Source organism: Pseudoduganella flava, assembly GCF_007830495.1.
GTDB lineage: Bacteria > Pseudomonadota > Gammaproteobacteria > Burkholderiales > Burkholderiaceae_D > Rugamonas > Rugamonas flava.
Genome location: NZ_VLKW01000008.1, coordinates 141,623 through 154,881, shown reverse-complemented (window position 1 = coordinate 154,881; position 13,259 = coordinate 141,623). Strand labels below are relative to the sequence as shown.

Annotated in this window: 9 protein-coding genes; all 9 read right to left on the bottom strand. The window is 68.1% G+C overall.

Features of this window, described 5'->3' with window-relative positions:
* Nucleotides 1–29: 29 nt before the first annotated feature.
* Nucleotides 30–1,820, bottom strand: coding sequence for a sensor domain-containing diguanylate cyclase (locus tag IP92_RS20225; RefSeq protein WP_229418874.1), 1,791 nt, complete (start codon nt 1,818–1,820; stop codon nt 30–32).
* On the bottom strand, nt 1,753–3,840 hold the full coding sequence (locus IP92_RS20220) for a glycoside hydrolase family 36 protein (protein ID WP_145878423.1): 2,088 nt from the start codon (nt 3,838–3,840) through the stop codon (nt 1,753–1,755). Before IP92_RS20220 ends, IP92_RS20225 begins: the two co-directional genes overlap by 68 nt.
* A 54-nt stretch (nt 3,841–3,894) precedes the next feature.
* On the bottom strand, nt 3,895–4,731 hold the full coding sequence (locus tag IP92_RS20215) for a DeoR/GlpR family DNA-binding transcription regulator (RefSeq protein WP_145878421.1): 837 nt from the start codon (nt 4,729–4,731) through the stop codon (nt 3,895–3,897).
* An 82-nt stretch (nt 4,732–4,813) separates the two neighbouring features.
* A complete protein-coding gene (locus tag IP92_RS20210; protein ID WP_199271846.1) occupies nt 4,814–5,905 on the bottom strand; it encodes an amidohydrolase family protein in 1,092 nt (363 codons plus the stop codon).
* 1 nt (nt 5,906) lies between these two features.
* Nucleotides 5,907–6,887: an N-acetylglucosamine kinase gene (locus IP92_RS20205; RefSeq protein ID WP_145878419.1), complete on the bottom strand. Its 981-nt coding sequence runs from the start codon at nt 6,885–6,887 to the stop codon at nt 5,907–5,909.
* Nucleotides 6,871–8,055, bottom strand: a complete 1,185-nt coding sequence (locus IP92_RS20200; protein ID WP_145878417.1) for an SIS domain-containing protein — start codon at nt 8,053–8,055, stop codon at nt 6,871–6,873. The genes IP92_RS20205 and IP92_RS20200 overlap by 17 nt, the downstream gene beginning before the upstream one ends.
* On the bottom strand, nt 8,046–9,356 hold the full coding sequence (locus IP92_RS20195) for a D-tagatose-bisphosphate aldolase, class II, non-catalytic subunit (protein WP_145878415.1): 1,311 nt from the start codon (nt 9,354–9,356) through the stop codon (nt 8,046–8,048). Before IP92_RS20195 ends, IP92_RS20200 begins: the two co-directional genes overlap by 10 nt.
* 2 nt (nt 9,357–9,358) lie before the next feature.
* Nucleotides 9,359–10,291 (bottom strand): DMT family transporter, encoded by a 933-nt coding sequence (locus tag IP92_RS20190; protein WP_145878413.1) that lies wholly within the window; start codon nt 10,289–10,291, stop codon nt 9,359–9,361.
* A 9-nt stretch (nt 10,292–10,300) separates the two neighbouring features.
* Nucleotides 10,301–13,060 (bottom strand): TonB-dependent receptor, encoded by a 2,760-nt coding sequence (locus IP92_RS20185; RefSeq protein WP_145878411.1) that lies wholly within the window; start codon nt 13,058–13,060, stop codon nt 10,301–10,303.
* Between the last annotated feature and the right edge of the window lie 199 nt (nt 13,061–13,259).

Genomic DNA, 13,259 nt, shown 5'->3' with positions numbered 1-13,259 from the left:
CGATATCGCCCCGCGCCTGCGGCCACCGCTCAATGCGCCACCCGCAGGTGCCCCGCTGCGGACACCTTGTTCCGGCCATTGTTTTTCGCTGCATACAATTGCCGGTCCGCCTGTTCGATCAGGTCGGCGGGAGCGTAGGCACCGGTGCGCGCCGGGCCGGCTGTGGCAACGCCAAAGCTCGCGGTCACGACACCTGTTGCCGAATGCTGGTGCGGTATGCGCAGCGCCGCAAGCGACAGCCGGATCCGTTCGGCGACCGCGATGGCGCCGGCGGGGCCCGTGTTCGGCATGATGACGGCAAACTCTTCGCCACCATAGCGCGCGGCGAGATCGCCGGACCGGACGATCTCCGCCGCCAGCACGGAAGCCGTGCGCCGCAGGCAATCGTCGCCTGCCACATGGCCATACTGGTCGTTGAACTGCTTGAAGAAATCCAGGTCCATCAACAGCAGCGAGACGGTCGTCCCGCCACGTTCGGCGCGGCGCAACTCCTGCGCCAGCAGCTCATCGAAGCGGCGCCGGTTGGCCAGCTGGGTCAGCTGGTCGGTGTGCGCGAGCGCATGCAGGCCGATATTGTGCTGTTCCAGTTCGCCGGCGCGCACGCGCAGTTGCCGGTCCAGCTCCTCCCGGATGAGCAATTGCCTGATGAGTTTTGCCGCGAACGCGGCGAAGATCGCGCAGATGAGCAGCGCCGCCGCCCCGATCAGCGTGCTCGATCGCCGCCAATTGCCGAGGATGTCGTCTTTCGTGCGCCCTACCGCCACGAGAATGGGCACCTGTTCCAGGCGCCGGAAGCTGTAGAGGCGTACGAGGCCGTCCACTTTCGCCACCAGGAACGCCGAGCCGACGGAACGGGTGCGCAGTTCGTTGTAGATGTTACCTCGCGAGAGGTCCGTGCCGATCAGCTTTTCATCGAACGGCCTGCGGTAGACGACGGTCCCGTCCGATAACATCAGCAGGACCGTCCCCTGGTCGCCGATGTTCAACTCGTCATAAATGCGCTCGAAGAAATTGATGCGCAACGTGACGACCGCCACCCCGAGGAACCTGCCGTCGCCGCTGTAAATGCCGCGGGAAAGCGGCATGACCCACAGGCCGGTCGAGCGGCTTTTCACAGGCTTGCCGAAATGAACCGCCGTGCCCCTGTGCGCCTGGTGGTATTGGAAATACTCGCGATCCGCGTTATTTCCCTTCATGTGCCGGCCGAGCGACGTGGCGAACCACGCGCCATCCGCGCGGTACACGAACAGTCCGTGCAGATCCGGGAACGTGCCTGCCAGCTCGCCGAGATGCGCAGTCAGGCGGGCCTGCGCCGCTGCGTCATCGCCATCCTGAGCCACCCGCTCCGCGATGTCGGCCAATGCCATGCCGGCCAGCTGCATCGCGGCTTCCACCTGCACCCCGACCATCCGGGCGACGTTCGAACTGGCCACCTCGGCCTGGCCGATCTCGGTCTGCCTGCCGTGCGCCACGAACCAGCTCGAGAACCCGACGACGATCGCCGACGCCAGCGCGGCCGCAAGGATCACCGGACGAATCACGGGATGTGTCCATGCGCGCCGCCAGTGCAGCGGCGGGATGGGTGGTGCGGCTTGCTGGTGTGAAGTTGAGCCCAATGTGACGTCCTCCAGCGCGGCGGCGCCCGATTCGTCACATTGTGCCATCACATTGGCATGACTGCGGAAGATGGCATCGCGCGGCGCGCATGAAATGGCATGCCGCCACGGCAGCGCTGACGCGACATGGCGGCGATCAGGCCGGCACCGCCTCCAGCAACAGGGCATGCTCGAAGCGCAGCGCGATGCGGTTGCGCGTTGCATCGACCTCGCCCACGTCCCTTCCGTCGATGTAGTCGCGCAGGCGCCAGCGGCCGGGCCCCAGCCCGCGGATCTCGACCGGCCCGTCCCAGTGCGGCGCAAAGAACGCGAAGTACATCCTGCCGTCCTTCGCCACCGCGTGGCCTTCCGGCCTGTCGAAACCGATGTCGTACAGGTCGCCCCGGTACACGCCCCGCGGCAGCATCTTGTCGCGGTAGATGCCGATCCACTTGCGCCACTGCGCTTCGCGCTGCGGCGTCAGCAGGAACGAATCCTTCGGCTTCGGATCGATGGGCCACGTGAACTTGGTCGACAGCACTGCACCGATGCCGACCGTGGACGCGAAGTCGTCGCCGCCGTCGCTGAGCTCCACGTGATCGCCCGCGTAGGCGGCGGATGGCCCCATCAGCGCCTTCAGCGTCTTGCCCTTGTGGCGCACCTGCCACGACGACAGCGGGTCCGATGCCGGCACCTGGTTCACATAGGGCAGCGTGTGGAACGAGTACGACGTGCCGCATGGGCAGAACTCCACCACCGCGTTCGGGTTCACCTCGCGGGCAGTGTCGTAGACCATCTTCCAGAACGCGGGCAGCTGTTCGAACGATTCCTCCGGCCGCGCGTGCTTGTGCGCCGGGTTGTGGCATGGCGCCACGCCGTTCAGGTGCTGGCCGTCGATCTTGATGCCCTGGTAGCCCCATTCGCCGAAGATCTTGCGCACCCACGCACGGGTCATCTCGATCGTCGGCCCATATGCGGGGCACAGGTACAAGCTGTTCCACCAGCTGATCAGCTGCGGTGCGCCGTCCTTGTCCAGCAACAGCCGGTCGACGTGGTCGTGCAACAGGTCCGAGCCCGGGTCGACGGCAAGCGGCGCGATCCACAGCCGGGGCTTCATGTCCGCTTCGCGGATCTTGTCGACCAGGCCGCGCATGTCGGCATCGCCGCCGGGGAACCGGGTGGCGTCGAGCTGCCAGTCCCCTTCGTTGTTCTGCCAGCCGTCGTCGAGCACGGCCCATTCCAGGCCCAGTTCCTTCGCCTTGGCCAGCGTGCCCGTCATGCGCGGCACGGTGAAGTAATCGCGTTCGTAGCCCCAGGCGCACCAGATCGGCTCGTAGGATGCGGCCGGCGCATCCGGCGCAGCCAGGCCCCGCTCGGCCATCACCTGGCGGTAGCGGTCCAGCGCCGCGAAGTAGTCGCCCGTGTGCACGGCCAGGAACGTCTCCAGCGTCTCGAGCATTGCGCCGGGTTCCAGCGTGGCCTCCTGCTCGAACTCCACCGCCAGCGCAGCGCCGCCGGCCACCGCCTTCACCGGCAGCGCGACGAGGCGCGGCACCGTATCGAGGTGGCCGACCGCCAGGCCGCAGTCGCGTTGCCAGACGTCCACCGCCGGCGTGCCGCCGCCATAGTCGGAGGCGTTCATGCCCATGAAGTTGCGCTGCTCGAAGCTGCTCTCCATCGGCTGCACCCAGTCGCGCCGGTCCTGGTGCGTGGCGCCGGAATACGTCCAGAACTCCGCCTTGCGGCCGGCGGCCGGGCGCAGCGTGTGCGCGCTGTTGGCCCATGCCGACACCAACAGCGGCTGCGCGGCCGTGTTGCGGTAGGCGACGCGGATCACGGCGAAGGCTGGATGACGTTCGTGGAATGTGACGGCGACCGTCTTCTCGATACCCTCGGCCGATACGCCGGTCAGCCGGTGCCGTACGCCCGGGCCGTGCGGGCCGTCGACCCGGTCCGCTTCCTGGCGCGCCAGGCGGAAGCGCTCGACCCAGCGGCCATTGGACAGGCGCAGGCGCTCGCTCGGCGCGAACGGCGTGACGGCCGCGGGACGGGTACCACGTTTCGACACCACGCGGCAGTGCAGGTTGCCGTCGAACTCCAGCGCCATCGCCGCATCGCCGATGCGCGCCACCTCCCTGCCCTGCGCACCGTCCTTGCCGGCAGCCGCGCCGACGGCGCCCGCCAGCGGCGCCCCCGCAAGCCATTGCAGCAGCGTGCGCCGGCGGCGGTCGTATTGTTCGTTCATTGGTCTCCTCGTTGGTCTGGTCACACAAGGCCGGTCAAGCCGGCCCTTGCCGACTCAGACCAGCACGACTTTCGCGCCGCGCTCGCGCAGCGCCTGCACCGTGTCCGGCGCCGCGCCGGCGTCCGTGATGATGCAGTCGATCTGTTCGATCTTCGCGATCACGGACAGGCTGCGCCGCCCCAGCTTGGACGAATCGCCCACCGCGACCACCTTGCGCGCCACCTCCAGCATGCGCGCGTTCAGGCGTGCTTCCAGCAGGTGCGGCGTCATCACGCCGATCTCCGGATCCAGGCCGTCGAAGCCAAGGAACAGCACGTCCGCATGCAGCCCCTGCAACGCCGCCTCGGCCTGCGGGCCGCCCAGCGAATAGGAGCTGGGCCGCAGCACGCCGCCCAGCATCACCAGGGTCACGTGCGGCGCGCCGGCCAGCAGCACGGCGATGTTCAGCGCGTTCGTGATCACGTTCACGGACTGCAGCCGCAAGCCGCGGATCTGCTTGGCGATTTCGGCCGTCGTCGTGCCCGAATCGAGCACGATGGTCTGGCCTTCGCCGATCAGCTTCACGGCTTCCGCGGCGATGCGCATCTTCTCGGCGCGGCGCAACGTCTGCTTCACGCCGATCGGCAAGTCGTCATCGTCGCGCTGCGCCAGCGCGCCACCGCGCGTGCGCACCACGGCGCCGATGTCGGCCAGCGCGTTCAGGTCGCTGCGCGCCGTGACCTGCGAGATGTCGAACTTCGCCGCCAGTTCGGCCACCGTGACGCGGCCCTGTTCCGCGACCAGTTCGCGGATGTGCCGGCGTCGCTCTTCCACCAGCAGTTCCGCGTCTTCCGGCATCGTCCCCGCTTCATCTTTGGAAGCTTTCGCTTCCGCCTGTCTTATTCTTTTCATTCCCGATCTTTCTTACCCAAAACACAGTAGCCCGATGATACAGGACGCCCTGCGCAATATGGAACGAAAGATCGCGAAAGTATTAACGCCATGCGCGCGGATAGGCCTTTTCCGCGTTCAGTCGGTACAGCTTGTCGACGACGGCGCGCGGCAGCGCCAGGCCGCGCACCTGCCCATCCAGCTCGGGCACTTTGAAGCTGTCGGCGGTGACGAAATAGCGCCAGTCGCGCCGCCACACCGTGTCGAGGTCCGCCACGAAAGCGGCGTCGTCCTGCTCTTCGGATTGCGCCAGGTCGGAGCCGTACATCAGCCGGTCCTGGTATTTCACGAAGAAGTCGCGCACGCGCCGGCGGTCGCGCTGCGACTGGTACTGCAGCTGGCCGATGCGCGCCGCCACGTCCACGCTGGCCGTGGGGTGCGCGTCGAGGAAGGCGGCCAGCCGGTCCACGTCCCACTCCAGCGATGCCAGGTGCACGCCGACGAAGCGCAGGTCCAGATGTTTGGCCAGCAGCCGGTCGCGCGCGGCCATCTGCTGCTCGTAGCTGGGCATCTCCGGGTGCGCATACATGTGGTACGCCGGATGGGCCTTGAAGTACTCGCGGTCGTTCTTCACCGTCATGCGTTCGAGCGGCAGCCAGCAGTTGTGCGGTTCGCCCTGGTGCCCCAGCACCATCACGCCGCGTTGCGCGAGGCCGTCGAACACGCGGTCGAACCGCGCGTCGTCGACCATCACGAGGCGCCCGCGCCCATCGCGCAGGCTCATGCCGATGTTCTTCCACACCTTGACGCCGACGGCGCCGGCGGCCAGTGCGCCGTCCAGGTCCTTCAACGTCGCGTCGCTCCAGCCGGGCGCTTCGAAGCCGGCCGTCGAGAACGTCGCCGCCCAGGCGACGCGGTCGGGATGGGCGCGCGCCAATGCCGCGGCCACGTTGCGCTGCCGGTCGAGCGGCGGGAAGTCAGGGTAGTCGACGTTGATCGTCAGCGCCTTGAAGTTGTCCTTGCGGGCCAGCGCCAGGAACGCTTCCTGGCTGGCGCCGTGCAGGTGCAGGTGCGCGTCGATCTTCGGCACCTTGTCGAAATCGGCGACGCCGTAGCCGTCCGCGGCAAGCGCGGTTGCGGACAGCAGCGCCGCCATCAGGGCAGCCACAGGCGCGGCCAGCAAAGTGCGATACATGTCAGTCTCCTCCTTCGGTCATCGCGGCGGTGAGGCGTTCCAGCGCGGCGGCGTCCAGCGGTGTGCCGGCCGTGCGCGCGGCATACAGCGCGGCCCCAAGCACGGGCGCGAGGCGCGGCGGCGCGAGGCGGTATGGATGCGCACGTGCCGTCAGCGCATCCGCGAATGCCGTGCGCAGCGGGCCGTGCTTGCCGAACAGGCCACCGGTGTACGACACCGCGAGCGCGGAGTCCGGAGCGGCACCGAGCCCTGATCGCACCGCGTCGACCATGTCCGCCAGCTCGACGCCGGCGGCGGTGAGGATCGCGGCGGCGTGCGTGTCGCCGAGCGCCGCGGCCTCGGTGATCATGGGCGCCAGCGCCGCCACGCGGCTGCGCTCCCCCTTCATCTCGCCGTACACGAGGCCGCACAGGTCCAGGTCGTCGTGCAGCCCGAGCGTGCGGCGCATCAGCTCATACAACGGTCCGCGCGGCGTGCGCCCATCGCTCATGCGCGAGAACAGCGCCAGCCCGGCCCGGGCGATCCAGTAGGCCGAGCCTTCGTCGCTGAACAGTTCACCCCAGCCGCCGGCCCGGGCACACTTGCCGGCCAGTTCGCCGTAGGCCATCGAGCCGGTGCCGGCGATGACGCTGATACCGTCCGCGCACGCCAGCGAGCCGGCCCAGCTGCATACCATGTCGTTGCCGCACAGGTAGCGGCGGTGCCCCAGCACTCCATACGGCAGCGCGTCGAGCGCGGGATCGGCGGCGCGGTCCTCGCCATAGGCCGGCAGGCCGAAGAACGCCCATGCCACATCTCCCGCACCGATGCCGGCGGCGGCAAACACCGCGGCGCAACCGCGCGCCAGCACGGCCGCCACGCCATCGATGCCCATCTCGACGTGATAGGAGCCGCCTTCCTCGTGGCGCGCCAGCACGTTGCCGGCGCCATCGATCAATGCGAAGGCGGTTTTGCTGCCGCCGCCGTCAACCCCGAGGAACATGGCCGCCTCCCGTGAACGGATGGATCGTCACGCCGCGCACCACGCGGTTGACGGTGCCGGAGACGCTGGGCGTGTCCGGACGCAGGCCCAGCGCCAGCGACTGCAGCAGCGCGAACGATTGGCAGAACACGATGTACGGCAGCGCCAGCGCGAGGTCGTCGGCATCCTGCGCGCCGGCCGGCACGACGCAGTCGTCGCCCAGTTCCGGCGCGGGCAGTCCGCTCAGCGCGAGCACGCGGCCGGCCCGGGCATCGCCGCGCAGCTCGCGCAGCAGGTCGAGGTCGTAGCGGCGCGCATGCGGGTCATTGGACAGCAGCACGACCACCAGCGTCTCGCCATCGACGACCGTCTTCGGGCCGTGGCGGAACCCCAGCGGCGAATCGAACAGCGCGACCACCTGGCCATCGGTCAGTTCCAGCAGCTTCAACGCCGCTTCGCGGGCCAGCGCGCGCAGCGCATTGCTGCCGAGGTAGACCACCCGCTTGAAACGCGCGGCGACGAGCGACTGCAACTGCGGCAATGCCTGCTGCTGCACCGCGCTGGCCGGCGCGGCCATCGCAGCCCCCGTCCCGGATGGCAGGACGCCGAACGCCAGCGCCGTTGCCAGCAGCATCGACGTGAAACTGGTGGTCATCGCGAATGCCCGGTCGTGCGTGGCATCGGGCAGCAGCAGCGCGAACGCGTTGGGCGCGCCGGCGGCCATCCGGTACAACTCGCCGTCGGCATTGCACGTGACGACGAGGTGGTGTACGTCCGGCACCAGCTGGTTCGCCAGCGCCACCGCGGCCACGCTTTCCGGGCTGCTGCCGGAGCGCCCGAACGACACCAGCAAGGTCGGCACCGCCGGCTGCAGGAAGCGCAGCGGGCCGGAGACGAGATCGGTGGTGGGCACCGCTTCGGCGCGCCAGCCGGCGCCCAGCAGCGCCGGTGCCAGGCATTCGCCGATGAAGGCCGAGGTGCCCGCGCCAGCCAGCACGATGCGCAGGTCGGGGCGCGCCAGCAGCGGCGCCAGGAAGTCATCGAGGGCGGCGCGCTGCTGCGCCACCAGCGCGTCGATCGCGGGCCAGACGGCCGGCTGCTGCGCGATCTCGCGCGCCGTCAGGGCCGCCCCGGCCGCGTCCAGGCGCGCGCCGTCGATTCCCAAAATATCCCTGTCTGCTACCAGCATGTTTCCAGCTCCTTCGTTACGCCGCGCCCGGCGCAGGCATCCATGTATTGACGCAGCACCCTGGCCACGCCCTCTTTCAGTAAATCGGCCGGCCGGTTCGGCAGCCTCCCATCGCGCACGGCCGCATACTGGACCGGCAGGTATTGGCTGAGCAACGTCAGCGGCGGCGGCGTGCGTTCCAGCTGGGCCAGCAGCCGGGCCTGGGCCTGCTGCACGGCCGGATGCGGCCAGTAGTAGCGGATCCGGTCGCTCAGGCTGAACTGCTGGTCGAAGCGGATCCGCCGCGGGTCGCCGTCCGCATGCACGTAGTACTTGCGCCAGTAATCAGGCTCGGCGCGCATCACTTCCAGCACCGCGTTCTTGAAGTCCGAGCCGTCGCCGAACATCTCGTCCTCGATGTCGGCCAGCGCCCACAAGGTCTCGCGCAGCGCGAACGTCAGGCCGGGGCCGACCTTCAGGATCGCGAAGTGGTCGCGCACCAGCGCAGCCAGGTTGGCGGGCGTCTGGTAGTCCGTCGAGTGGGCTTCGTAGACCAGCGTCGGCTCGCGATCGATGAAGCGGCTCAGCGCCACCGCGTTTTCCGGTACGTAGTCGATGACCTTGTGGTGATCGAATTCCACGCCGGGCTGCACGACGAGGGCGATCACGCGCGGCCATGCGGCATCGAGCCCCACGGCGCCGAACGCGGCGCGGTGCGCGGCGATCGTCGCGGCGGCCGATGCCGGCGTCGTCACGCTGAGCGTCTCGAGGTCCTCGTGCGCGCCGCCGGGCACCGGTACTTCGGTGCCGACGACATACACGGGCGGCTCGCCGCCGGCGGCGCGCCAGGCCCGCTCGGCAACCCCGCACAGCAGCGCCGCCCGCTCGGCTACGACGGCGTCCGGCAGCGGCACCGGATCGCCGGCGCACGACATCGAGCAATCCAGGTGAATCTTGCGAAAGCCCGCCGTCACATACTGCTCGATCAGCACTTGGGCCTTGGCCATCGCCGTCTCCGCGGGCTCATGCTGCCACGCGTTCGGCCCCAGGTGGTCGCCGCCCAGCAGCACGTGCTCGCGCGCCAGGCCGGCGCGGTCGGCGATGCCGTACACGAACTCGCGGAACGCGGCCGGGGTCATGCCCGTGTAGCCGCCATCCTGGTTGACCTGGTTCGACGTCGCTTCGACGAGCACTGGCAGGCCCCGCACGACGGCCGTCTCCACGGCCGCTTCGAGCACCAGCGGGTGGGCCGAGCACACGGAGTGGATGCCGGCCGGCTCGCCCGCCTTGTGCCGGGCCACCAGGTTGAGTAGATAATCCATCGTCAAGCTCCTTGATTCGGTTGATCGTTCTCCGGCTGCAGCGCGAGGCACAGCGCGGCCGCCAGCGCCAGCGCGATGCCGGCCACCTTGTAGCCGTTCGGCAGCGTGCCGGCGGCGGCCATCGCGATCAATGTGGTCAGCAGCGGTGCGCCCGCATTCACCAGCGGCGAGACGACGAGCGCCTTGCCATGCCGGAACGCATACACCAGCGTCAGTGCGCCGATCGCATTGAGCACCTGCGTGACGGCGGCCAGCAGCGGGCCGGAAGGGCCGTAATTGATCGGCTGCGTGAAATCCGTCATCGCCAGCGCGGCGGGGATGACGAGCAGCGCGGACAACGTCATGTAGAAGAAGATGCTCTCCGCGTCCATGCTCGCATTGGCCAGCTTGATGAAATATGCCTGCAGGCCCCACGCCGCGAGCACCGCCAGCGCCAGCACGAACCACACGCCATACTCGCGGGGGCCCGCGCCGGGCGCATAGTCGAACAGCGGCAGCGCGCAGATGGCCAGCACGATGCCGGCCACGCCGAGGGCACCGGTGCGCTCGCGCAGCAGCAGGTACGACAGCGCGATCGTGATCACGGGCGACAGCGAGATCAGCGGAAAGATCAGGTACGCGGGCCCCGCCTTCACGGCATAGAACAGCACCATCTGGCCACCGGCACCGAGCAGGCCGATCGCCAGGCCGTAGGCAACCGAGCGCGGATCGCGGCGCACGCGCCAGCCGTTGCGCCGCAGCGCCACCAGCGCCGGCGGGATCATCGTCAGTGCCCACACCACGTAGACCAGCGTTTCGGGGAAGCCGTATTGCGTGGGCAGCCCGGCGCACGCGCCCCACACGCCCCACAGCAGCGTGGTGGCCAGCGCATAGCCGAGCCAGCGGGGGCGCCGCACGGGGACCGCGGCCTGGGTGGCAATCGTCGTCGTTTCCATCGGCCCGCCTCAGAACTTCACCGTCATGCCGGCGACATAGGTGCGGCCCCACGTCTCGAAGCCGTACAGCCCGTCGCCACGGCCCAGGTTCGAGCGCGTCACGGCATCGCCCAGGTTCTTCCCTTCGATGAACAGCGTGACGTTCTTCGTCACGTCCCACGAGGCGGACGCCGTCACCCACGTCAGCGAATCGACCTTGGCCGGATAGCCGGCGATCACGTTGGTGCTCTGCGTGTAGTCGCCCGTGTAGTCGAACGAGATCGATGCGTTGATGCCGTTCTTCTCGTACAGGAAGCCGAGCGACGAGGCGGTCGGCGCCACGCCTTCCAGCTGGCCGACGTACTCGCCGCCCTGGTAAGCCTTCGTCAGCGTCTTGGCGAACTTCGCGTTGATGCCGAAGCCGTTGTCGAACAGGTGCTGCACGCCGATCTCGAAGCCGCGCACGCGCGCCTTGTCGCCATTGACCGGATGCGTGACCGTGTACAGGTAGCCCGGCACGCCGATGTCCACGTGCTCGTCGGTCTGGTACGTCACGAAATTCTTGATCTGCTTGGCGAAGATGGCCGCCGTGATGGCCGATTTCGGCCGGTAGTACCATTCGATCGACACGTCCTGCTGCACCGCCTCGGTGGGTTTCAGCTTCGGATCGCCGACGATGCTGAGCAGGTAGGTGCGATCGAGGGTGTTGTCGGTGCGGGTCGGCGCCAGCTTGTCCAGCGACGGCCGCGCCATCACCTTCGCCACCGCGCCGCGCACGACGAAGTCCTCGCGTGCCCACCAGCTCAGGTTCGCCGACGGCAGCAGCTTCGTGTAGCTGCCCTTTTCCGATACCGGCTCGGCCGGGCTGTAGGTGATCGTCGGGCTGCTGGTGGGGATGTCCGGCGTCGGGTCGTCGATCGCCACGATGCGGTCGATCGCGCTGTTCGAAGTGGTCCGGGTGCGCACGAGGCGCGCGCCGATGCTGCCGTTCCAGTTGTCGCCCGCCAGGTCGAATTGGCCGTACAAGGTGGTGGTCTTCTCGCGCACCGCATACGAATCGGTGGGCACGAACACGGGCTGTGATTTCGCCACGTCGAAGGTCTCACCCGTCGGGTTGCCGTTGGCATCGAGGATCGGCTTGCCGTCGAGGCTCTTCAGCGCCGCGAAATAGGCCGGTACGTCGAAGCGCACGAAGCTGCCGGGGAAGCTGCCGCCGGCGTTGCGCATGTAGTTCGGCAGCGTCATCGGCGACACGACGTTGGCGCCGAGCGACGCGAACGTGGTCGTGTACATGTCGCAGTACTGGCATGCGCCGCCGCTCTTCTCGTTGCCGATGGAATTCCGGTCCTTCTTGCGGTTGGTGGCACTGGCGCCGAACTGGAAGCTGCTGACGTGCCACGTGCCGTCCAGCGCCAGCCGGCCTTCCAGCGAGGCGCCGTCGACGGTGTCCTTGATGTTCGTGCCGGTGAGGCCGGCGAAGTGGATGCCGTAGTCCTTGTTGCCCAGGCGCCCCGCGGCCAGTTCGGTGGCCAGGTCACGGCCGTCCTCCAGCGTCACGCGGATATCCGGCAGGCCGCCGTCATTGGCGCGGTAGTAGCCGGTGTTGTGGCCGGCGATGCCGGCGACGACGAAGTTGTCCTTGCCGCCCGAATCGCGCTCGGACGTGGAGCGGTATGCGTCACCGGTCAGCTTCAGCGATGGCGTGGGCTTCCACTCGCCACGCAGGCCGAACTGCCGGGTGTCGACGACACGGTCGGTCGTCACGTTCGACATCTCCGGCACCAGGTCGTGCACCGTCAGGCTGGTGATCAGGCCATTGTTGACGACGACATCGGACCAGCGCCCCGGCGCATGCTCGATGTAGTACGACTGCTGGTAGCCGACCTGCGGCGAGTCGAGGCGCGTGGCCAGCGCATCGGCGATCAGCTTGAACTGCGGCGTGATCTTCCACTCGAACGCGCCGGACAGCGCGACGCGCTTCTTCTCCTCGAAGATGGAGCCGAACGACACGCAGCACGGCGCCAGCAGGCCGCTCTCGCCCGCGCCGATGGCACCGTCGCCATTGACGTCGAAGCTGCCCGGCGAATCCGCGTTATAGGTCATGTAGCCCAGCGAATCGGTGCGCACCTTCCGCTTCGAAAAGACCGCGCCGACCAGCACGCCCATCGTGTTGTTGTTGAACGTGTTGCTGTACACGCCAGACAGCTTGCCGCCGCCCTTTTCCGACAGGTCGTTGCGCTCGCCTTCGAAACGCAGCGAACCGTGCTGGCCGGGGTTGTCCATCGGCCGCGCGGAGCGCAGGTTGACGGAGCCGCCGATGCTGCCCTCGATCTGCATCGCATCGGCGGACTTCATCACATCGGCACCGCTGATCACTTCGGACGGCAGCACGTCGAACGCGAAGTCGCGGCCGTCGCCGTCGGTCGCCAGGATGCGCTTGTTCAGCGTGACGATGTTGTAGCCCGAGCCCAGGCCGCGCACGTTGATGTACTGCCCTTCCCCGCCGCGCGTACGCGACACGGACACGCCGGAAATGTGCGTCAGCGAGTCGGCCACGTTATCGTCCGGGAAGCGGCCCAGCTCCGTCGCCGAGATCGAGTCCTGGATCACGTCCGCATTGCGCTTCAGTTCCAGCGACTTGGCCAGCGCCGCACGCGCGCCGCTGACCACGACGATTGCCGGCTCCGCGTTCGCCGGCGCCGCGGCGCCAGCCACCTGCACATCGGTCTGCGCGAACGCCGCGCCGCATACCGCCATCTCCACCGCGACCGCCATCATGGTGCGCCGCATTCCCAACCTCGTCCCGCTTTTCTTCCCGCTTTTGATCCCGTCTCGCATCGCCGCTCCTTCGTATTGTTGTCGCGTGACTACAATAGTATTAGTCAACAAAAGAAAAGGCAAGTAACTTTCGAAACCTTTCGTTTAATGTTGTTTCGGCGTCGAATGCGGGCTGCAGATGGACGTGATTCACCGGCCGTCAAAAAAAACA